The sequence below is a fragment of the Sphaerotilus sp. genome, from assembly GCF_034519685.1.
In the GTDB taxonomy this organism is placed as follows: Bacteria; Pseudomonadota; Gammaproteobacteria; order Burkholderiales; family Burkholderiaceae_C; genus Sphaerotilus.
The window spans coordinates 1-21,241 of record NZ_JAXHOF010000003.1 but is presented as its reverse complement, the minus strand read 5'-3'; the positions used below and the strand labels follow the sequence as shown (position 1 = coordinate 21,241).

Below are 21,241 nucleotides of genomic sequence, written 5' to 3'. Positions count from 1 at the left end.
CCGGTATTGACACCCGCAAAGCCCTGGGCACGCCGCGTCGAGAAGGACGCAGCGCGAGTTCGAAGATGACCTGAAGGACCGCAGGACCGAGCCTGCGGCCACGCACTCAGCCCGAGGGCACCAGCGAGGGCGCCAGACCACCGGTGAAGTGCGCCTGCATCGCCTGACGCAGATACGCCAGCGCATCACGGCCCTGGCGCTTGCAGCTCTCCACCACCGTGTAGCCCCGGGCGATGAACTCCTCGCCCCGGCGTGATCTCGTCAGCCCCGAGATCTTGCGCTTGAGCACGATGGTGCGCAGCGCCTGCTCGGCGGCGTTGTTGGTCGGCGGCACGGCCGCGTCGCTCACGAACGTCCACAGCGCCGGCCAGAGCTTGAGCACGTTGGCGCAGGTCAGTGCGGTGCGCTGGCAGGCGCCGGCGATGCCGCGCTCCAGCGCCCGGCGCACGTGGTGCTGCACCTGCGCCATCTGCGCGGCGACCTGCTGGTCCTTGCGGTGCCAGCGCCGGAACAGCACATAGCCCAGCCCCAGCAGTCGGCGCCCGATCCGTCCGGCCTGCCCCGCACGTTGACTGATGCGCGTGAAGTCCCGCAGCAGGTGCGCCCAGCACACCTGCCGCTGCGCGGCGTCCACCCAGTCGTACACCGCATAGCGGTCCGTGACCAGCTTGGCCTTCGGGCTCTCGCCCAGCATCTCCTTGGCCACGTAGCGCGCCCGCGAAGACCAGAGCTGGTACACCACCAGCTTGGGCTGCGTCACCGTCCACACCCAGTGCCGCCCCGCGCCTTCTCGCGCGTAGCTGGTCTCGTCCACATGCACCACCGGCGCTGCGGCCAGCGTCTTCACCGCCGCCTGCACCGGCTCCTTCAACGCCTGCGCCACCAGCCCGTGCGCCTGCGAGATCGCCCCCACGCTGAACCGCACCCCCAGCACCTGCGCCAGCAGATCCCGGATCTTGGGCTGCGTCAGGTGGTACGCCGTGCCCAGCAGCCCCACCAGGGCCAGCGCCCTCGGCCCGATCTGTCCGCGCGGCACCCCCGCCGGCAACACCGATGCGTGTGTCTTGCGGCAGTGCCCGCACACCCCGTGGTACAGCCGGTACTCCTGCACCTCGGCCTTCACCTGTGCCGGCACGTCGAACACCTGGTGCCGTATCGGCCGCCCCGCCGCCACCGGACCGCCACACTCGCATGCCGCAGGCGGCGGGCAGTCGTGGATCACGTCCACCTCGGACTCCGCCAGCAGCGCCCGGTACGTGCCCTTGTGCCCAGGCTGCGCGCCCCGCACCCGGCCGCTGGTCCGGCGTTGTGCCCGGTTGCCGCTGTCCCCCGGCCCGTCCGACGATGGCGGCTTCGACGAGTTGCGTGAGTTCAGCTTCTTGTCCAGCAGCGCACTGACCTGCTCGCGCAGCTTCGCCAGCTCCTGCCCCATCTGCTCGATCACCGCGTGGCATTGCTCCAGCGTCTCGGGCTTGTTCGGCACTGCGGTGGCCTCACGGCCAGGGGCTTCGGGTTGGTCCATCCCAGCACTCTCCGCCTCGCTCGCTCCGCGCGCTACCCGGACTTCACCGGCTTGACGATGTTGTCAATGCCGGGGGGCTGAATACGTACTGCGGACATCGGTTGCGCTGTCGGCTCAATGGGCCGCGCATCAAACAGGCTGCAGGCGGTCACGCCCAGCAGGCAAGGCAACGTCGTCACCCAGAACGTCCTGAGCGAGCGCAAGGACCTCATGGCGACACCCGCGCGGCGAGGATGAATGGCTGCGCTTCACCGTTGCGCGGCGTCGCGACGAGCGCCGATGTTGACGACGTGCTGGAACGCGCCGGCGATGCCGGCAGTTGCCGATACACCTGCCATGCATACCGGCTCCGAGCGCTCTGGCAAGCGGAGCCCTTGAGTTGCGTGCAGGCTGCGTTGTAGGCGCCGACCCCGTCCCAAGTCACACCGTTGCGGGCGAAGGTCTGTGCCAGCAGCCAGGCACCGACATGGATGTTGGTGCACGGGTTGTAGAGATCGCGCTCGGTGATGCCGTGGCGCGCCAGCGCTGGCAGGTTCGAGCTGTTGATCTGCATCAACCCGATGTCGTAGGTGCCGGTGCGCTGGCGGTGCGTGAGGTTGACCGCCTGCGGATTGAGCCTCGATTCGACGCGGCCGATGGCGTAGAGGATCTGCGGCGACACGCCGTAGCGCTGGCCTGCTTCTTCCCAACACGCGAAAGCGCGTGTCGGCACCACCAGCAGAACGATCCATCCAAGAAGGAAACCCAGCCGCATGACTCACCTCGAAGTTGACCGATGCGCGCGCCAGGCGTGATGCGAAGCGGCGCGACGAAGTACGGACCAGCAAAGCTGGACGAGGTCGGGTTCGGGTGAGCCTTGGCCGCACGGCCATGGCGGGGTAAGAGCGGGTGGGTAGGCAGATCGGGCGAAAAGTCGGCTTGAGTTACCAGATCAGTTCGACGGGACGGCTCTCCGGTGCATGGCCCTTTGCGCCATGTTCATCCGGGCTTGCCGAAGAACCGCGTCACCTGACGCGTCAGCATGGCGGCTCAGTGCCACGCATGCCGTCGTCAACTGGTCGAGTTGGAACTTGGGATTGGGATGACGGTTCGCGGGTGAGCGCTGTAGCGCGAGCAGCAATTCGTACTGCGAACGCCACATGGACTCGCGGCGGCGCGCGGTGGTCGATGGCCTGAACACCAGTTCCGTGCCGAGGAACGCGAAGATGCGCGGCGAGGCGTCGTCGCTGGCGAAGACAACCGAGACACAGGCACTGATGAGGTCAGGGAAACGGAAGCTCGGTGCGACGTTGCGATCCGACTTGAGCAAGTCGTAGAGCCAGTCGTGTTCCTGAAGCCAGAGACGGGTTTCGATGGTATCGGGCAGGTCGGCCTCGGGCAGTGCCGATGTCGGTGCGTGCTGGAGAGTCGAAGGCGTTGCGACGAGCATGGCGTTGACCTCGGTTCGGTGCTGTTGGCTGCTCTTCTGAGCGTGTGACCGAAGGGTAGGGCGCTGCCCGACGTGCGTCGCTTGGGAATGCGCGGTTTGTGAGGGGGATTTCGAGATCGCAGTGTGTCGCCATTGGCGTTGTCGTCTGCGGTTAAACGTAACTCGCCCTCCGAGAGCTGCTGAAGTTGCTCTGAGGAGTAACAGCAGTCCGCCCTGCCGGTCAATGACGGTCCTACCCTGTGGGAATCGTCCCTAGAAGTTGTACTGAAGCCAGCGGACGGATACTGCTGGGCACGACGAAAGCGAAGGCGGTGAATGTGACGGTGCTTCAGGAAATTCTCGGATGGTCGAAGGACCGGCCTGCTTGGCAGCGGGACGCGCTGCGACGGCTGGTGATTCAGGGGGAGCTGACGACAGACGACATCGCCGAACTCACCGAAATCTGCAAGAGCGCGCAGGGCCTCGCCGAGCCGCGAGACAGCGCGCCGCTGGAGGAGGGCCACTTGCCAACCGCCGGCACGGCACAAGGCGCGGTCGCACTCGAATCCATCTTTCATCACCGGGGCGTGAACGCGCTGGCCGAGTCGCAGTCGCTCAAGTTCGGGCCGAAGCTGACCCTTGTCTACGGAGACAACGGCGCCGGCAAGACCGGCTACATACGCATTCTGAAAAGCATCCCTTTCAAGGTGATCGCCCGGAAGCCTTGAGAAGTCGAGCGGTGGAGAAATGAGATCGGGCAGTTCGGCCATCGACCCAACCCTTGGAGGCGGCCACCTTGGGCCCGCGCTTGGCCGTGGCGAGCTTCTTGGCCGGCAGGTGCATGGCCAGCTCCAGCAGGCGCCGCGCCAGGCGTTCGGGCGAAGGCTCGGCCCGATCGGACCAGCACTGGGCCGGCACCGCCACGAGCAGGCCCTCGAAGCCCTGCTTGACGTGCTGCGCCAGATGGAAGGTGGAGACCTCCAGCTCGGGCAGGGCGGGCCGGTGCGCCTGCTCGATCACCGCCTGCAGCAGCGCCAGGACGTTGTAGGCCAGCACCGCCACGGTGAACCCGAGCAGCGCCGCGCGCGGGTGCCCCAGGGTCTTGATCTCGCTGTCGAGCACCGACTCCAGCCGCCCGAACAGGCCCTCGATGCGCCAGCGCTTGCGGTACAGCGCAGCGATCGTGGTCGCCTCCACCGTCGCGGGCAGATTGCTCCACAGCCTCAGTGTCGTGCGGCCCGACTCGGTGGGCTCGTCCAGCTCGATCTCGATGCAGCGCCACGGCGTGCAGGGCTGTGCCTGCCCGCGCACGGCCCGCAGCGTGATGGCGCACTCCCGCACACAGCCCGTGTCCATGCGCACCGCCTCGCTCCACGCCCCGCGTTCGCCCACCCTCGGGTGGCGCCCATGCTCACGCACGATGAAGCTCGCCGCCGCGTCCTGCCAGCCCTGCAGCAGTGCGCGCGTGCAGAAGTGGCTGTCGGCCACCCACAGATCCCCGGGCTCGGCCCCCGCCACCAGCGGCATCACCCCCACCCGCTCGCTCTCGTACGCGTCTTCGCACGCCACCAGATCCCGCACCAGCGCCTCGTCCGGGTCGTACACCACCAGCGCGTGCCCCGGCAGCGCCGCGCCACGCCGACCACGCAACACCCCCAGCCTCTTCTCGCTGCGCCCCAGGTGGTTGCCGTCCACCACCCTCAGCCTCCACCCCGGCAAACTCCTCGGCCTGTCCAGGCTGCCCATCACCGGCCCCAGCCGCTGCGCGCTGCCCTGCACCAGCGCCCTGAGCAACTCCGGCCTCGTCCCGCTGACCTTCCCGTACAGCGCCGCCAGCGACACCGGCAAACTTCGGCTCTGCATGGCCGCCGCGTGCAGCGACGGCCTCAGCCCCAGCGTCACCAGTGTCATCAACTCCACCACCGTCGAGAACATCAGCGTCCTGGCGTACTGCTGCCCGCGGTGCGCCTCGAACACCTCGTCGATCCACTGCGCCGGCAGCGCCTCCTCCAGAACCATGCGCGCCATCACGCTCGCCGGCGTCTGCTGCTCGAACCGCTCAATCACCGCTTCCCAGATCTCAGTCTCCTGTTGGCCTTTCCTTCCTGCAGCTTACCGACTCTGGGGGGACTCACCTTGAAAGGGATGATTCTGAAAAGTGCATGCCGCGCTCGCGGCCAGGAGCGCATTCTCGGTAACGTTATCGCGGGATCGGCGCCGCTAAAGCCTGCAGTGGCGATCAAGTACAAGGTTGAATCGGTCGCGGACGTACGCGAATGGGCCGGGGAGGGAGATGACGATTTCATCGCGCGCGTCAGCGTGTTCGATACGCAGAGCGCGTCGGTCTACCTGACGGAGAAGACGGACGTTGCCTTCCGACCGTTCGGCCTCGACCTGTTCGACAAACTCGTGCAGGCCAGCAAGTCGATTCGCGTACGACTGGAAGCCGAGCAGCGCGCGCTTGCTGCAAGCCTGCTTGGCACCCTGCCCCAAGAGGTGCCGGAGACGACGGCGGTCGCCCGGCTACTCAAGGGACTGACATCGCTCACCAAGCACGAGTCGGTCAGCAAGTTGGCGACGCTTTCCGAGGAGGAAGGCGCCCGGCTCGAGCTGGTAGAGAGGTCTCTGCTTGATCTGCAAGCAAACGATCCCGAGAAGCTGCTGCGCCAGTTGCGGCTGCAGGCCACTCGAACGCGATCACTGGCGCAGCACCTGGGCAGCGTCGAAGCATTGCTGTCCGATGTGGGGGTGGATGAAGTCTTCGCCGCCAGAACGGAATGGCTGCGCAAGCAAGAGGAAGCGGAACGCCTGCGCGGCGCAACGATTCCCGACACCTTGCTTGCGGGCACCGGATCGGACGCATGGAAGGCGATGTGGCGCGCTGCCCGCACGCTCTCGGAGGGACAGGCCTATCCGGGTCAGCCGTTCCCTGCGGTGGACGAGGGAGCGCGCTGCCTGTTGTGTCAGCAGGGCATCGACCACGACGCTGGCCATCGCCTGACTCAGTTCGAGGCGTTTGTCGTGTCGACGACGGAAAAGGAACTGGCCGAACGTTCGTCGGTGTTTGATGGCAAGCGCCGTGAGCTTCTAGAGCTTCAGGTGATCACCGACGCAACAACGGAATTCATCAAGGAGTTGCGGATCGAGCACGACGACCTGGCGGGGGCGGTGGATGCCGCAACCGTGTCTCTGGAGGCGCGACGTAAGGCAATCGCCGCTGCGCTGGAGCGGGGAGCGCCCTTGCCGGGCGATTTACAAGCCTTCGTGACGATCCAGGCGCAGGTGACGGCAGCGGCAGTCCAGATGGACGAACGGATCAATGTCGTGGTCAAGTTTTTTCGGACAGTCCGATAGGTAAAAAGCGGGTTCAGGCGGACTGGCGCTCGAAGTCAGCCGGGGAGAGATAGCCCAGGGTGGAGTGCAGGCGCACAGGGTTGTAGAAGCGCACGATGTAGTCGGCGATGTCGGAGGCCGCCTCGGCGTGGTTGGCATAGTCACGCTGCCAGACACGTTCGGTCTTGAGGCTGAGGAAGAAGCGCTCCATGACGGCGTTGTCCCAGCAGTTTGCCCGGCGACTCATGCTGCAAACGATGCCGTGTTGCTGGAGCATGGCCCGGTGGACGAGGCTGGCGTACTGGCTGCCGCGGTCAGAGTGGACGATGAGCCCGGGCGGAGGCCGGCGCACGCTCAGGGCCATGTGCAGGGCCGAGCAGACCAACTCGGCAGGCATGCTCGGCGCGCAGGCCCAGCCGACGATCTTGCGCGAGTACAGGTCGAGCACGGCGGCCAGGTAAAGCCAGCCGCTGCGGGTGCGGATGTAGGTGATGTCGCACACCCAGGCCCGGTCGGGGGCGGTGGGCTGGAACTGCCGGTCGAGCACGTTGTCGGCCACGGCCAGATCGTGCCGACTGTCAGTGGTGTGGACGAACTTGCGCCGCCAGCGGGCCTGCAGGGCGTGGCGCCTCATGAGCGTGCGCACCCGGTGGCGGCCGACCTCGACACCCTGCGAACGCAGCGCGGCCGTGAGCCGGCGGCTGCCATAGCAGCGCCCGCTGGCCTCGAACGCCGCCTTCAGCCGCACACCGGTGGCGCACACGGCCTCGGCTCGACCGGTACGCACCCGCCAGGCGTAGAACCCCGAGCGGCTGACCTCCAGCAGTGCGCACAGCCTGCTCACCTCGGCCTTCTTCGCCGCCTGCTTGATCACCTCGTAGGTCACCGCAGTTCCCGGGCAAAGAAGGCAGACGCTTTTTTTAACAGCGTGACGTCCTCCTTGAGGCGACGGTTCTCGGCCTCCAACTCGCGTATGCGCTGCTGGTCGCACGTCAACGGCTTGCCCTGCCCTGGCCCACCCGCCTGCTCCGCGTCGTACTGTTCTACCCAGCGTCGCACCGCGCTGTCCACCAGGTCCATGTCCCGGCACACCTGGCTCAGGCTCACGTTCTGTTCTCGAATCATCCGCACCACCTGCAGCTTGAAGGCCGGGTCGAACTTTCTTCGCGGTTGTTTGCTCATGTCTGTCATGTTTTCCTCTTCGGGTCAAAAATCCCCTATCGAGGTGTCCGTTTAAATTGGACCACGACACAAGACGCTCTCCGGCGATACGGGCGGGGAAAAGAAGAAGACGTTACTTGCGGAAGCGCAGGAGTTGCGCGCGCGAAAACTCCTCGCGGCGAAGCAGGCGCAGGTGCTCAAGGAAATTGAGCGCAAGAAGCGGGTCGCGGCGTATGAGCTTTGTCTGAACGACACGAAGACGACGGCGATTACGCAGAAGAGCAGCGCCGTCACGAAGGCGGTTGTTACGCAGCGGCTGAAGGCCAGCTTCCAGGAGGAACTCCGAGCGCTTGAGTTTCGCCATGTCGAGGTGGAGCTGAAAGAAGTCGGCGGCGCCGAGGGCATCCTGTATCACAAGCTCGTCCTCGCGCGCCCCCCCGGCGTGGACCTGCCGAAGGTCGTCAGCGAAGGCGAGCAGCGTTGTTTGTCGATCGCCGCTTTTTTTGCGGAACTCAGCACGGCCGACGAGCGATCCGGCATCGTGTTCGACGATCCGGTTTCGTCACTCGACTACAAGTGGCGCGAGAGCGTTGCGCGCCGGCTCGTGGAAGAAGCGAAGCAGCGGCAGGTCATCGTCTTCACGCATGACGTCGTGTTTCTGCTGCTGCTCAAGCAATACGCCAAGGACGCGCAGCTTGAGCCTCTGGATCAGCACGTCCGACAGCTTGGGGCCGGTGCCGGCGTGATTGCCGAGGAACTGCCCTGGGTCGCGATGCCGGTCAAAAAGAAGCTTGGGTATCTGAAAAGCCAGTGGCAATCCGCCGACAAGCTGCACCGTGAGGGCCACCAGACTCTCTACGAAAAAGATGCGCAATACCTGTACGGCTTGCTGCGGGAAGGCTGGGAGCGGGCGCTGGAAGAGGTGCTGCTTGGAAAGGTTGTCGAGCGCTACCGGCCCGGCGTTCAGACGCAGCAAGTGCTGATGCTCGCGGATATTGCGGAAGAGGATTGTCGGACGCTCGACTCAGCGATGACCAAGTGCTCGCGCTGGCTGCCGGGGCACGACGAGGCAGCGGCGGCGAGAGCGCCGGTGCCTAGGCCGGACGTGCTGAAAGCGGACATCGAGCAACTCGAAGGCTGGATCGACGCGATCAATAAACGCAGGAGGTAGTGTGCTGGGTTTTCCGATAGCTACGACGGCTGCCTACGCGCTTGCGCTGATGCCGGCGATCCACTTGTCGATGCCGATCAGCCGGCCTTCGTCGATATGCTGCAAGACGCGGCGGATCGATGCGGAATCGTCCTTTCCGTCCGCTGCGCGGGCGTAGGTCGCCTTGATGGCGTCCGTGCTGATGTGAACGACGTGCTTGAACATCAGGCCGTTGCCGACCAGTTGTTCGCAGGCGCGCATGAGCCGTGCCGGGTCAAATTCGTTCGTCACGAAGACGTACTCGAACGGCTTGCGATCTGACTCGGCGTTGACGTAGTCGGTGAAGTCGGTAATGAACTGCTTTTCGCGATCGGCCCGGACGCTCCACTTCGCGGTGACGAGGGTGCGCGCTTCGGGCCGGATGACGGCGACATCGACCTTGTTGGGCTTGTCGCCGGCCCGCGCACGGTTGAAGCCGGGCAGATCATGAAGCGCCCGGCGCGTATGGATTTGGATGTCATCGCGGCGGCAAGTGCGTTTCAGCACCTGCGCGATGACATCCTCGAAGCCTTCGCCGACGAGGTTTTTGCGCTTGTTGTCGAGGGCGAGGTATTGCCGAACGCGCTGCACAAGACGGTCCCATCCTTCCTGCGAGGGTTCCGAGCCGAGATGCGGGCTCAATTCGTCCTTGAAGATGGCAACGAGTTCGGGATCTTCACCGGGCCGGGGGAAGCCGCGTCCAGCGTAGGGGCCGCGCTGCGCTTCGGCCTTGGCCGCGACCTGCTTGGCCTGGCGCAGAACATAGGCCGCCAGGTCTTCAGCGGCGCGCAAGAACAGCCAGTCGATGTGCTTTGCGAGATCGGCGGGTGTGGTGCCGAGCGCAGTCGATAGCCAGTCATGGAAGGCCAGGGAACGGGCATACCAGCGTTTGCCGGGCTGGCTCTTGTCGCTCTCGTAGCAATGGCCGAGGCCCGTCGTCTGATCGGCCCAAAGCAGGAGGCGGTAGACATGCGCCCATGCGCGCGGAGGAACGATCTCGTCTTCGTTCTGCTGCGTGAAATACTCGTCGATGAGCTGGGCCCGGTTTTCCGCCCCGAAGGCCGATTTGACTGCAGCCGCTTCGTCGTTGGTGGTCTTTTCTACGGTCACTCGTCGCCCTTCGCCGATCCTCAAGCGTAGCGCTGTTCTTGGGCTTGCCGGACGGCGCGCAACTGCGCCATCAAATCGATGGCCAGGGCTCGAGCGAGCAGAGGGGGAACGGCATTGCCGACTTGGCGGTAGCGCGAATGCGCAGGGCCTCCATCGTGGCGACCATCGATCATTCCCCGTGTTGGGTCCGTCGTGAAAACGAAGCGGTCGGGGAACGATTGCAGCCGGGCAAATTCGCGGACCGACAGGGCGCGCGGCACGGCGTAGTGGTAGACGGAATCGGCTTTAGAGCGGCTAACAAAACCAAACACCCGTCACGTCAGATCCGAGCGATGCTGAGGGGATGAAACAGCAAGAAATCAGTGCGGAGTTGTGGGAACACATCCGCCCGCTGCTGCCAGAGCCCAAGCCCGCCAGTCCTCGCGGAGGGCGCCCCCGTATTGCCGACGAACTCGCGCTCAACGGCATCGTGTACGTCCTGCGAACGGGCATCCCATGGGAAGAGCTGCCTCAAGCGCTGGGCTGGGGCAGCGGCATGACGTGCTGGCGACGACTCCAGCAGTGGCACGAGGCGGGTGTGTGGCACGGGCTGCACATGCTGCTGCTGGAGCATCTCAGGCGCAACGACGCGCTCGACTACAGCCGCATGTGCATCGATGGCTCCAGCGTGGCCAGCCCCCGGGGGGGCCGCACACTGGGCCGAACCCGACCGACAGGGGCAAACTCGGCTCCAAGCGCCATGTGCTGACTGACGCCAACGGCACGCCGGTGATGTTCTGCGTCACGGGCGCGAACCGGCATGACTCGGTGGTGTTCGAGGAGATGATCGATGCGCTGCCAGCGATCAAGGGCAAGCCCGGCAGGCCCCGGCGCTGGCCCGACAAGCTCCATGCGGACAAGGCCTACGACTGCAAACGCTGTCGCCAGCATCTCAGGCGGCGGGGCATCCGGGTGCGCATCGCCCGCAAGGGCATCGAGAGCAAGGAGCGTCTGGGCCGTCACCGCTGGGTGGTCGAGCGCACGCATGCGTGGCTGGCGGCCTTCGGCAAGCTCCGGGTGCGCTTCGAGCGCAGCATCACCACCCATGTGGCTCTTTTGTCCCTGGCCTGTTCCATCATCTGTCTGCGGACTCTGCGCAGGTTGTGTTAGCCGCTCTTAAAGAACCCCTGCGGTGATCGTGTTTTCCGAATCACTCACGGCTTCAGCCGCGGCCACTGGTTGCTAGATGCGTCGCCGCCAGTTGCAACTACATCGGTTCGCCGGACAGCGGACGGCCGTGGCGACCTCCTGACGGCCGAGGCCGTGTGAAAACCTTTTGAACGTCGCCGAGTGATCGCCTAGCTACTTTACGGCGCAAAAATCGGCGATCCTCGCCTCGCGGGGCTCCTCGCGCTGAGCGGTTTGCTGCGCGAACGTACCGGCTCGTGACCCCGGCCACGACTCTTCGTTTGCCTCCCATCTTGTAGCTGATCCACTTGACAATCCGATGGCACAGGAGTACCTTAACCTTTGCAATGGGTAAGGATGAATTACTTGCCGAGCTTGGGGAGGCAGCGCTGACGATGATCCAGGGCTCGCTGTCGGAGGTCACGCGCCAGTGCGGCGACCCGAGCTGCGCCTGTGCCTGGGATCCGCAGCGCCGCCACGGTCCACACCTGTACCTGAAGTTCAGCGCCGAAGGCAAGGCGCATTCGGTCTACGTCCCGCCCGATCACGCACCGGCGCTGCGCGATTTGCATCAGGCGTGGGTGCGCTTCCAGCAGATCGGCACCGAGTTGGCCAGTGCCAACCGCGAGCGCTTCCTGCGTTCGCTCGACCGCGATAAGCAGCGGGCCAAGGCTCGCCGCGCCAAAGCGCGAGCCAAGAGCACCCGGTGATCGAACGCAGCCGCTGCCCCTTCCCATCGGGTGGCGGCCCGATCGCCGAAGATGTCGCCGCGCTCTGGGAAGGCTGGATGCGGCATGTCGATGAACTGCTGGCCGACGAGCAGCTTGTCGAGTTGGTGTTCGATGCGCTGGCGCGACGCTGGACGCACAGTCGCACCCGCGGGCGGCGCGGCACACCTGCTGATGTGGTGCTGCGGCTGCTGGTGCTCAAGCATGTGCGCAACTGGAGTTACGGCGCGCTCGAGCGCGAGGTGCGTGCCAACCTGGTCTATCGGCAGTTCACGCACGTGGGCGCCGGCAAGGTGCCCGATGCAAAGACGCTGGGCAGGATCGGCCTGGCACTGGGGCCAGCGGTGGTCGAGCGGCTGCACCAACGGGTGGTGACCATCAGCCGCGAGTGCGGGATCGTGGAGGGCCGTCGCATGAGAGTCGACACGACCGTGGTCGAGACCAACATCCACTACCCGACCGATGCTTCGTTGCTGGGCGACGGCGTGCGCGTGTTGACGCGCACGATGAAGAAGATCACCAAACTCGCCGGCGCCGTGGGCGCCGTGCTGCGCGACCGCTCGCGCAGCACCCAGCGATGCCTGATCCAGATCGGACGGGCCGCACGCAGTCGCAGCGACCAGGGCAAGCAGCGTCTGCAGCAGTGCTACCGCAGGCTATTGGCAATCAGCGGCCGAGTCGCCGGACAAGCCAAGCGCTTCTCCCAGGAAGTGGCCTCGGGCTGTAAGCGCTCGGTCGATCTGCTGCAACAGATGACGCTGGAGGGTCATCGCGCCTACATCGAGACGATGCTGCCGCTGGTGCAGCAGGTGATGCGCCAGACGCGCCTGCGCATCAACCACGGCAACACCCACTCGCCGGGCAAGATCGTCAGCCTGTTCGAGCCGCATACCGAGATCATCCGCAAAGGCAAAGCCGGCAAGCCCACCGAGTTCGGCAAGATGGTCAAGATCCAGGAGGTCGAGCAGCAGATCGTGACCCACTACGAGGTTTACGACCGGCGTCCGGCCGACTCCGATCTGGTGGTCCCGGCGCTCGAGCTTCACAAGCAGCAGTTCGGCTACGCGCCCAAGCTGATAACGACCGACGCGGGTTTCTTCTCGGCCGCCAACGAGGCAGCTGCACGCGAACTCGGCGTCAAGCGCATCTCGATGCCCAACCGCAGCAGCAAGAGTCCGCAGCGTCGACTGCTCGAGCGCAAACGGTGGTTCCGCGAAGCTCAGCGCTGGCGCACCGGTTGCGAAGGACGGATCAGCCTGCTCAAGCGTCGGCACGGGCTCAACCGCTGTCGATACAAGGGCGAGGACGGCATGAGGCGCTGGGTCGGGCTGGGGGTGATCGCCGACAACCTGATCAACATCGGGCAGGCCATGAACACCGCCGACGCGGAAATGACCGCCGCAAACTGAGCAAGGCGCCCGACGTGATCCTCGCGACGCGACGCGATTTTGACCCGCGCGTCGTGCGTTAGCCGCTCAACTCGTCCAGTGAATTCTGCGCCGCAAAGTAGCTAGCTCACCTGGCGAGCTACCTGCGCACGACACTGCGCAGCAGGCACTTCGCACTTCGCGCCCCTGCCATACCGGCGTAGGTCGCAGGCAAAGTCGTCGATGCACGGCGTGCGTGGATACACGGCGTGTATCCACGGGGTACACTCCCTGCTGTGAAGGACGCTGGCATCCGCATACGTGTCGAAAAAAACCTGCGCTCTGCGTTTGCTGCCGCATGTCAGGCGGAGAACAAGCAGGCTTCCGACGTGCTGCGTGACTTCATGCAGGCCTATGTCGCCCGGTATCAGGGCGGCCAAGGTGACTTGTTTTCAGAGCGCCGCGAGGAAGAAGCCCGTCCACCGACCGGCCTTCACGCGTCGCCGACCTGAGGGGCCGACATGGCACAAAGAAGAGAGCTGCTGGATACCCAGACCGGCAAAGGCACGACCAGGAGGACATCCAAGCTTAAAGCCATTGCGTCTACGCCTCTGACCGTGGTCGATCTCTTTTGCGGTGCGGGCGGCCTGTCGGAGGGGTTCCGTCAGGCGGGCTTTGTCATCGCGGCGGGCTCCGACAACGATCCCGACGCCATGGCGACCTATGCCACCAACTTCCCTGGCGCGAAGGCCATCACCGGCGACATCCGCTCCCCGGCCATCAAGGAGCGGATTCTCGAATGCTCGCGCAGCGCCAGCGTGCTGATAGGCGGTCCGCCATGCCAGGCCTTCTCGCAGGTCCGCAACCACACGCGCTTGGCCGAAGACCCGCGAAACGCGCTCTACCGCGAATTCCTGGATGTTCTCAGGCAGACCCTGCCTCCGGCTTTCGTAGTCGAGAACGTGACGGGCATGGATCAGATGGGCGTTCGCGAGCAGATCGCTGCCGACCTCTCCCTCGACGGCGAATACGACGTGCTGCCGCAGGTAGCGGATGCCGCCGATTTCGGCGTACCGCAGACGCGCAAGCGGCTTCTGTTCATCGGTGTCCGCCGCAACAGCGGCCTGCGCCCCTTCGAACTCTTGGGCACCGATGCGACCCAGGCCGTCACGCTCGCTCGCTTCAAAGGGCCTCGCCGGCCGCGTTATCAGATTGTGGTCCAGGAGCATATTCGCAGCCTGCGCACCGGCGAGGCCCTCGCCAATGCCGACGATGCATCGGTTGTCACTGCGGCGGACGCCCTTGGCGACCTGCTTGAGTTGCCGGTCGGCAACCGCGACGACGTGATTGCCTATGCTGACCTTCCTGCCGCGAAGAGCGCGTATCAGCGCCTCATGCGAGAGGGAGCGGGCAACGCCCTCGCCAACGTGCAGGTGCCGCGCCTCAATCCTGATACCAAGCTACGGCTGCTCGGCATACCGCCCGGCGGCAACTACCGCGACCTGCGCGAAGCCTTGACCGAACGCTACATCACCGGCCACCGTTGGGGTCAGGACAACGGCACCGGCAAGCTCTCGCGCAAGCACTTCTACGCCTACCGCCGTCTTCACCCCGGCGTCTGGGCCTGGACGCTGAACACTAAGAGCGGCTAACACAACCTGCGCAGAGTCCGCAGACAGATGATGGAACAGGCCAGGGACAAAAGAGCCACATGGGTGGTGATGCTGCGCTCGAAGCGCACCCGGAGCTTGCCGAAGGCCGCCAGCCACGCATGCGTGCGCTCGACCACCCAGCGGTGACGGCCCAGACGCTCCTTGCTCTCGATGCCCTTGCGGGCGATGCGCACCCGGATGCCCCGCCGCCTGAGATGCTGGCGACAGCGTTTGCAGTCGTAGGCCTTGTCCGCATGGAGCTTGTCGGGCCAGCGCCGGGGCCTGCCGGGCTTGCCCTTGATCGCTGGCAGCGCATCGATCATCTCCTCGAACACCACCGAGTCATGCCGGTTCGCGCCCGTGACGCAGAACATCACCGGCGTGCCGTTGGCGTCAGTCAGCACATGGCGCTTGGAGCCGAGTTTGCCCCTGTCGGTCGGGTTCGGCCCAGTGTGCGGCCCCCCGGGGGCTGGCCACGCTGGAGCCATCGATGCACATGCGGCTGTAGTCGAGCGCGTCGTTGCGCCTGAGATGCTCCAGCAGCAGCATGTGCAGCCCGTGCCACACACCCGCCTCGTGCCACTGCTGGAGTCGTCGCCAGCACGTCATGCCGCTGCCCCAGCCCAGCGCTTGAGGCAGCTCTTCCCATGGGATGCCCGTTCGCAGGACGTACACGATGCCGTTGAGCGCGAGTTCGTCGGCAATACGGGGGCGCCCTCCGCGAGGACTGGCGGGCTTGGGCTCTGGCAGCAGCGGGCGGATGTGTTCCCACAACTCCGCACTGATTTCTTGCTGTTTCATCCCCTCAGCATCGCTCGGATCTGACGTGACGGGTGTTTGGTTTTGTTAGCCGCTCTAAGCATGGTCGCGTCGCGGCCGAGGAGACGTGGCTCACAAGGCCCGCCGCGATGACCGTATTGCCGCTTTGCGAGTCTGGTGACTCACCCCCCGAGGACTAGGACTAGGACAGGGACTCGTGTCGAAGGCGAACCAAGAGTCGGCTGCGCGGCACGCGCGAACTCGCTCGGACCGCACCTCGGTGGATGCCACCAACAACAGCATACGGCGCCGGGTGCTTTTGACGCGATCTGTTCAGAAGGACTTGAGAGAGCCCAGGCCGCCCGGTAAGGTATCAGCGGGTCGCATGGCTTGCGATCTGTGCGCCCCGCACGCAAGCCTGTCGCCCAGCGACGGCGTCGCAGTCGATACCTGCCTTGCATCGCCCCGTCCCTGCCAACCACGCACCCTTGTGCTGATCTGCGGGCTGGAGCTGAACACTTCCCTTTGATCCCCGGATGTGGACTAAAGCCGCCTTGCGGTCTGGCCCACCCGCTTGCCTCTCCTGACACCGTGCGCCCGGAACGCCCACGGTGGTGTTGTTCTGTTCGGCGTTCCTGGCGGCCCGCGTTTCCCTGACCCACGCAGCCGCGAAAGAGCAGGTCATGTCCTTCACTGGCGCCAGCCGCCGCAAGGCCAGATCATGCCCAAATCGACATCCACTTTCGCCGTCACCGCGGCGGCCTGTCCGCCATCACTTCCGGCCCCTGTACTTCCTGACACCGGCTTCTTGCGACAACCACAGGTGCTCGTATTCGTGCCGTTCTCGAAGTCCACCTTGTGGCGACGCATCGAGGCGCGGACCTTCCCGCAGCCGCTGAAGCTTTCCGCGCGGGTCACCGTTTGGAGAGCCGAGGACATCCGAAGCTGGATCGCACGACAGACGCTGTCGTCGTGATGGTGGGACTGCTGTGTGCGTGGGTGCGGCACGGTCCCGTCGGATGCCCATGAAGCAGACGCTTACGAGGTGTCACGTCGACGCCGCTCCCGCCGCGCCAGAATGACGAGACAGATATGGTTTTGACGAGTGCCGGCATCGATGCGGCATTCGGCGTCCGGGTTTGGTCTGTTCCGGCTGGCCTCGAACACTGCGAGGCACGACGGAAATGCCACAAGCCTGCGCGGTGAGTCGGCAGCAAGAGTCTTGGGGTGGCGCCAGCCACCCGGGACTGGGAATGCCGGCCCCCAACGGACTGCGCGCATGAATCGGTCGTGACGTTCCCCGATGGGTGCTGCTGGTGCAACCCAGAGGGGATCGACCGATGAGATGCCCGGGCGCGCCTTCGGTGCCCATGGCAGGTTGCCGGCACTGCGATGCGTACCGCCCCAGTGGGCTGTCAGGCCAATGCCGAAACCCCGCGCCTTTGCCTCCGGTTTTGCCTGGCGACTTGAGGCCGGGAGCTTGACCATAGAGGCGTACCACGGTCTTCGCTGCGGAAGGGGAACTGCGTCATGGCAGAGGAACCAGAACCAGAGCATGGCACCGACTCTGCGGCGCATTCCGTGGAGATGCTCAAGGCGGTCATCGACGGCGCCACCTACGAAACGGTCGCCGCCCAGTTCGGTGTCACGCGCACAGCCGTCGAGCGGCGGATCAAGACGCTGGCCATCCACTTGAGCAAGGCGGGCAGCATCAAGGGCCTGAACGAGGGAGGTGCAGCCTTTGTGCGCCGCCTGCGGCAACACCGAGACGCCATCCTCACGGCGCTGGCAGGATTCGAGCCACCGGCGCCATTCGGGCCACGTGAAACGCGGGTGGTGTCGGGCGAAGAAATCGCCCAGGCCGCCCTGCGTATCAAGGGTCGGAGCCAGCGGCCGTGGCACGACCTGTCGCTGTTCTACGTGTTGTTTTCAACCGGCGCCCGGCCGTTGGAGATCGCACGTCTCGAAGTTCGCGACTACCTTGACACCAGTGGCGATGTGCGCCGTGAGTCCGCGCTGCGGGCCGAGGCAGCCATCACCGGCAAGGCGCGCCCGCTGTACTTTCAATGCACACGACTCGACCAGGCCCTCACACCCATCCCTTTCAAGGTGATCGCCCGGAAGCCTTGAGAAGTCGAGCGGTGGAGAAATGAGATCGGGCAGTTCGGCCATCGACCCAACCCTTGGAGGCGGCCACCTTGGGCCCGCGCTTGGCCGTGGCGAGCTTCTTGGCCGGCAGGTGCATGGCCAGCTCCAGCAGGCGCCGCGCCAGGCGTTCGGGCGAAGGCTCGGCCCGATCGGACCAGCACTGGGCCGGCACCGCCACGAGCAGGCCCTCGAAGCCCTGCTTGACGTGCTGCGCCAGATGGAAGGTGGAGACCTCCAGCTCGGGCAGGGCGGGCCGGTGCGCCTGCTCGATCACCGCCTGCAGCAGCGCCAGGACGTTGTAGGCCAGCACCGCCACGGTGAACCCGAGCAGCGCCGCGCGCGGGTGCCCCAGGGTCTTGATCTCGCTGTCGAGCACCGACTCCAGCCGCCCGAACAGGCCCTCGATGCGCCAGCGCTTGCGGTACAGCGCAGCGATCGTGGTCGCCTCCACCGTCGCGGGCAGATTGCTCCACAGCCTCAGTGTCGTGCGGCCCGACTCGGTGGGCTCGTCCAGCTCGATCTCGATGCAGCGCCACGGCGTGCAGGGCTGTGCCTGCCCGCGCACGGCCCGCAGCGTGATGGCGCACTCCCGCACACAGCCCGTGTCCATGCGCACCGCCTCGCTCCACGCCCCGCGTTCGCCCACCCTCGGGTGGCGCCCATGCTCACGCACGATGAAGCTCGCCGCCGCGTCCTGCCAGCCCTGCAGCAGTGCGCGCGTGCAGAAGTGGCTGTCGGCCACCCACAGATCCCCGGGCTCGGCCCCCGCCACCAGCGGCATCACCCCCACCCGCTCGCTCTCGTACGCGTCTTCGCACGCCACCAGATCCCGCACCAGCGCCTCGTCCGGGTCGTACACCACCAGCGCGTGCCCCGGCAGCGCCGCGCCACGCCGACCACGCAACACCCCCAGCCTCTTCTCGCTGCGCCCCAGGTGGTTGCCGTCCACCACCCTCAGCCTCCACCCCGGCAAACTCCTCGGCCTGTCCAGGCTGCCCATCACCGGCCCCAGCCGCTGCGCGCTGCCCTGCACCAGCGCCCTGAGCAACTCCGGCCTCGTCCCGCTGACCTTCCCGTACAGCGCCGCCAGCGACACCGGCAAACTTCGGCTCTGCATGGCCGCCGCGTGCAGCGACGGCCTCAGCCCCAGCGTCACCAGTGTCATCAACTCCACCACCGTCGAGAACATCAGCGTCCTGGCGTACTGCTGCCCGCGGTGCGCCTCGAACACCTCGTCGATCCACTGCGCCGGCAGCGCCTCCTCCAGAACCATGCGCGCCATCACGCTCGCCGGCGTCTGCTGCTCGAACCGCTCAATCACCGCTTCCCAGATCTCAGTCTCCTGTTGGCCTTTCCTTCCTGCAGCTTACCGACTCTGGGGGGACTCACCTTGAAAGGGATGCCAGTAAGGAGCCGTCAAGAAATTACTTTGTCAACTTGCTAGGCATCCTGCGAGGCCGAGTTCTCATCACTCCTGGGTCGGCGGGCGCGATCGCGTAGTTCCAATCGCCATGGAATTTGTCCGCAGTCAGGTGCAGGTTGGCCATTGCCGCGTCGTCGACTTTGATGCCGGTCGGGTACGCATCGGTATCGAGTGCCGCACGTATGCGCAGGCCCTTCGTTGTGGTGGTGCTTGCAATCAAGTTGACCACCACCTCCAGGCTCTCCAGTGGCCGCCCACGCCAGTTGCGGGTGATGTGGCAAAACATTCGATGCTCGATCTTGTTCCATTTGCTGGTGCCGGGCGGGAAGTGGCACACAACGATCTTCAGCCCCGTGGTATCGGCTAGGCGCTGCAGAGCCAGTTTCCACAGTCGAGTGCGCGAACCGTTGCTGCCCCCGCCATCCGCGGTGATGAGCAACTCGCTGGCTTCGGGATAGGTTTTGCGCCCCATCTGGCGCCACCAGCAATAGATCGATTCGACCGCAAACTCAGGTGTGTCGTGATCGGTCCCGACACTGACCCACCCGGCATTGGCGCCGAGGTCGTAGACGCCATACGGAATGGCCTTGCCCAGTTCGTCATCCTTGAAGTCGTGCACTCGAACTGCGGGCGGTTGGCCGCAGGGATGCCACTCTTGCCCCGCATTCTTAAAGTCCCATACCAATTCCTTCTTCTTGGTGTCCACCGAGATCACCGGTTGACCACGCTGTTGAAATTCATTGGCGCGCCGCGCAATGTGTTCGAACTGCGCATTGCGGTCCGGATGTGCAGCCCCTTCGCGCGTCTTGCGATTGACCTGCAGGTTGTAGCCCGAACGCTGCAGTACCTCGCTCACAGTCTGATGGCTGACCGGGTGGCCCTGCCGAGTCAACTCGGTGGCCAACGTGCGCACGCTCTTGCAAGTCCAACGCAACGGCGACATCGGATGACCGCGTGTTGCCGGTTCCACCAGTTGCTCCAATGCTGGGCGCAGCCCCGCGTCACTATCCGTTGCCCGTGGCCTTCCGGCGCCCACGCGCCGAACGCGATTCTTCGGCGCTATCGGCACAAGTCGTCTGGCGTCACCCAACTCCTTCATTCCCGCCGTGATCGTCGGACGTGTCTGAGGTGTCCTGTCAACCGTGGACAGTCGAAGTTAATGCGCAGAGCGCAGTTGTTGATAGAACTGCCGAGCAAAGACGGCAGGCGGGAGGTTGCCGATGGCGCTGTGGCGACGCTGGCGGTTGTAGAAGACCTCGATCCACTCGGTGATTTCGGCAATGGCCTGAGCGCGGGTGGCAAAGCGCCGGTGGTGGACGAGTTCGTTCTTCAAGCTGCCCCAGAAGCTCTCCATCGGGGCGTTGTCATAGCAGTTGCCGCGACGTGACATCGACGCTCGCATGCCCAGTGCATCGAGTGCGTGACGGTAGTCGCGAGCGCAATACTGGCTGCCCCGATCGGAGTGGTGGATCAGCCCGGGCGGGGGTCGGCGCCGGGCATGGGCGTGGCCCAGCGCGCGCAGGCAGAGCTGCTGGGTCATGCGCTCGTCCATCGCATAGCCGACGATCTCTCGGGTACACATGTCCTTGAGTCCGGCCAGGTAGAGCCAGCCCTCGTCGGTGCGGATGTAGGTGATGTCGGTGAGCCAGATCCGATCAGGGGCGCTGGCGGTGAAGTCCTGCAGCAGCAGGTTATCGGCCACGGGCAGCAGGTGCTCGGAGTCCGTGGTGACGCGAAAGCAGCGCTTCTGCCGGCAACGCAGCGCCATCGTGCGGCGCAGTCGGTCCACACGGTCCCGCCCGGCCTCGAAGCCCTGCGCCCGCAACTCCGCCAGCACCCGGCGCGTGCCGTAGGTCTGGCGGCTGGCCGCATGCACCCCTCGGATGGCCACCTTCAGCCGCTCGTCGTCGCGCTGACGGGCCGAGGCTGGCCTCTCGCACCAGGCGTAGTACCCGCTGCGCGAGACCCCCAGCGCCGAGCACAGCACCGCCACCGGATAGTCGTGTCGAGCCTGCAGCTCCTTCATGACCGCGTACCTTGCAGCGACTCCCTCGCAAAGTACGCGGCCGCTTTTTTTACGATTTCGCGCTCCATCTCCACCCGCGCCAGTTCCCGGCGCAGCCGGCTGACCTCGGCCTTCAGTTCCGCCACCGAAGGCTCGGCCTCCTTCAGCGCCTGCGCTCCCCGGCGCTGGCTGCTCGCCACCCAGTTGCTCAGCGAGCCCTTCGGAATGCCCACTCTCTGGGCTGCTTCCTGGTGTGACAGCTGAGGTGT

General features: G+C 65.5%; 21 protein-coding genes and 1 pseudogene. 10 read left to right on the top strand and 12 right to left on the bottom strand.

Annotated elements, in window-relative coordinates:
- Positions 1–106 precede the first annotated feature (106 nt).
- The 3 genes from tnpC to U5O44_RS03730 all read right to left on the bottom strand — a co-directional run bounded on the left by tnpC (position 107) and on the right by U5O44_RS03730 (position 2,951).
- Positions 107–1,522, bottom strand: a complete 1,416-nt coding sequence (tnpC, locus tag U5O44_RS03740) for an IS66 family transposase (protein ID WP_322586439.1) — start codon at positions 1,520–1,522, stop codon at positions 107–109.
- A gap of 208 nt (positions 1,523–1,730) precedes the next feature.
- Positions 1,731–2,276: a lytic transglycosylase domain-containing protein gene (locus U5O44_RS03735; protein ID WP_322587130.1), complete on the bottom strand. Its 546-nt coding sequence runs from the start codon at positions 2,274–2,276 to the stop codon at positions 1,731–1,733.
- A 177-nt stretch (positions 2,277–2,453) separates the two neighbouring features.
- Positions 2,454–2,951, bottom strand: coding sequence for a hypothetical protein (locus tag U5O44_RS03730; RefSeq protein WP_322587129.1), 498 nt, complete (start codon positions 2,949–2,951; stop codon positions 2,454–2,456).
- A gap of 311 nt (positions 2,952–3,262) precedes the next feature.
- On the opposite strand from U5O44_RS03730, the gene U5O44_RS03725 reads away from it, so the two are divergent.
- The gene (locus U5O44_RS03725) at positions 3,263–3,658 is read left to right on the top strand and encodes an ATP-binding protein (protein WP_322587128.1); all 396 of its coding nucleotides are present in this window, start codon (positions 3,263–3,265) and stop codon (positions 3,656–3,658) included.
- Here U5O44_RS03725 and U5O44_RS03720 read toward each other — a convergent pair.
- Positions 3,633–4,958, bottom strand: coding sequence for an IS4 family transposase (locus U5O44_RS03720; protein WP_322588457.1), 1,326 nt, complete (start codon positions 4,956–4,958; stop codon positions 3,633–3,635). The two genes, U5O44_RS03725 and U5O44_RS03720, sit on opposite strands and share 26 nt — an antisense overlap.
- 108 nt (positions 4,959–5,066) lie before the next feature.
- Here U5O44_RS03720 and U5O44_RS03715 point away from each other — a divergent pair, with 108 nt between their 5' ends.
- On the top strand, positions 5,067–6,284 hold the full coding sequence (locus U5O44_RS03715; RefSeq protein ID WP_322587127.1) for a hypothetical protein: 1,218 nt from the start codon (positions 5,067–5,069) through the stop codon (positions 6,282–6,284).
- 13 nt (positions 6,285–6,297) lie between these two features.
- Here the strand turns inward: U5O44_RS03715 and U5O44_RS03710 are convergent.
- A protein-coding gene (locus U5O44_RS03710) for an IS3 family transposase (protein WP_416222120.1) occupies positions 6,298–7,454 on the bottom strand; the annotation gives its coding sequence in 2 pieces (ribosomal slippage) (positions 6,298–7,172 and positions 7,172–7,454; 1,158 coding nt in all).
- A gap of 124 nt (positions 7,455–7,578) precedes the next feature.
- Here U5O44_RS03710 and U5O44_RS03705 point away from each other — a divergent pair.
- The gene (locus U5O44_RS03705; protein WP_322587125.1) at positions 7,579–8,595 is read left to right on the top strand and encodes an AAA family ATPase; all 1,017 of its coding nucleotides are present in this window, start codon (positions 7,579–7,581) and stop codon (positions 8,593–8,595) included.
- 33 nt (positions 8,596–8,628) lie between these two features.
- Here U5O44_RS03705 and U5O44_RS03700 read toward each other — a convergent pair whose 3' ends face one another.
- Together U5O44_RS03700 and U5O44_RS03695 are read right to left on the bottom strand one after the other, a co-directional pair.
- Positions 8,629–9,723, bottom strand: a complete 1,095-nt coding sequence (locus tag U5O44_RS03700; protein WP_322587124.1) for a hypothetical protein — start codon at positions 9,721–9,723, stop codon at positions 8,629–8,631.
- Positions 9,724–9,743: 20 nt separating this feature from the next.
- Positions 9,744–10,034, bottom strand: a complete 291-nt coding sequence (locus tag U5O44_RS03695; RefSeq protein WP_322587123.1) for a DNA cytosine methyltransferase — start codon at positions 10,032–10,034, stop codon at positions 9,744–9,746.
- Between the two features lie 32 nt (positions 10,035–10,066).
- Here U5O44_RS03695 and U5O44_RS03690 point away from each other — a divergent pair.
- The 5 genes from U5O44_RS03690 (at position 10,067) to U5O44_RS03670 (ending at position 14,637) form a co-directional block, all read left to right on the top strand.
- Positions 10,067–10,872 (top strand): IS5 family transposase gene (locus tag U5O44_RS03690; RefSeq protein WP_322587122.1). Its coding sequence is split into 2 segments (ribosomal slippage): positions 10,067–10,397 and positions 10,397–10,872, totalling 807 coding nucleotides; the frame shifts between segments, so codons are not numbered across the junction.
- A gap of 365 nt (positions 10,873–11,237) precedes the next feature.
- On the top strand, positions 11,238–11,600 hold the full coding sequence (locus tag U5O44_RS03685) for a DUF6788 family protein (protein ID WP_322587121.1): 363 nt from the start codon (positions 11,238–11,240) through the stop codon (positions 11,598–11,600).
- Positions 11,600–13,027, top strand: coding sequence for an ISNCY family transposase (locus U5O44_RS03680; protein WP_322588458.1), 1,428 nt, complete (start codon positions 11,600–11,602; stop codon positions 13,025–13,027). The genes U5O44_RS03685 and U5O44_RS03680 overlap by 1 nt, the downstream gene beginning before the upstream one ends.
- A 254-nt stretch (positions 13,028–13,281) precedes the next feature.
- A complete protein-coding gene (locus U5O44_RS03675) occupies positions 13,282–13,497 on the top strand; it encodes a hypothetical protein (RefSeq protein WP_322587120.1) in 216 nt (71 codons plus the stop codon).
- 9 nt (positions 13,498–13,506) lie between these two features.
- Entirely contained in the window at positions 13,507–14,637 is a 1,131-nt protein-coding gene (locus tag U5O44_RS03670) for a DNA cytosine methyltransferase (RefSeq protein WP_322587119.1), read from the top strand.
- Here the strand turns inward: U5O44_RS03670 and U5O44_RS03665 are convergent.
- A protein-coding gene (locus U5O44_RS03665; protein ID WP_322587118.1) for an IS5 family transposase occupies positions 14,634–15,438 on the bottom strand; the annotation gives its coding sequence in 2 pieces (ribosomal slippage) (positions 14,634–15,105 and positions 15,104–15,438; 807 coding nt in all). The genes U5O44_RS03670 and U5O44_RS03665 overlap by 4 nt on opposite strands.
- A gap of 679 nt (positions 15,439–16,117) precedes the next feature.
- Here U5O44_RS03665 and U5O44_RS03660 point away from each other — a divergent pair.
- Together U5O44_RS03660 and U5O44_RS03655 are read left to right on the top strand one after the other, a co-directional pair.
- On the top strand, positions 16,118–16,372 hold the full coding sequence (locus tag U5O44_RS03660) for a helix-turn-helix transcriptional regulator (protein WP_322587117.1): 255 nt from the start codon (positions 16,118–16,120) through the stop codon (positions 16,370–16,372).
- Positions 16,373–16,977: 605 nt separating this feature from the next.
- The gene (locus tag U5O44_RS03655) at positions 16,978–17,526 is read left to right on the top strand and encodes a hypothetical protein (protein ID WP_322587116.1); all 549 of its coding nucleotides are present in this window, start codon (positions 16,978–16,980) and stop codon (positions 17,524–17,526) included.
- On the opposite strand, the gene U5O44_RS03650 is transcribed toward U5O44_RS03655, so the two are convergent.
- The 4 genes and pseudogenes from U5O44_RS03650 to U5O44_RS03635 all read right to left on the bottom strand — a co-directional run.
- Positions 17,501–18,826: an IS4 family transposase gene (locus U5O44_RS03650; protein ID WP_322588457.1), complete on the bottom strand. Its 1,326-nt coding sequence runs from the start codon at positions 18,824–18,826 to the stop codon at positions 17,501–17,503. The two genes, U5O44_RS03655 and U5O44_RS03650, sit on opposite strands and share 26 nt — an antisense overlap.
- Positions 18,827–18,968: 142 nt before the next feature.
- A pseudogene (locus U5O44_RS03645) lies at positions 18,969–20,099 on the bottom strand (ISAzo13 family transposase); the annotation flags it as partial.
- A 24-nt stretch (positions 20,100–20,123) separates the two neighbouring features.
- The gene (locus tag U5O44_RS03640) at positions 20,124–20,993 is read right to left on the bottom strand and encodes an IS3 family transposase (protein ID WP_322587115.1); all 870 of its coding nucleotides are present in this window, start codon (positions 20,991–20,993) and stop codon (positions 20,124–20,126) included.
- Positions 20,990–21,241 (bottom strand): transposase (locus U5O44_RS03635; protein ID WP_322587114.1); only part of this gene is annotated, 252 nt, incomplete at its 5' end. The genes U5O44_RS03635 and U5O44_RS03640, both read right to left, overlap by 4 nt.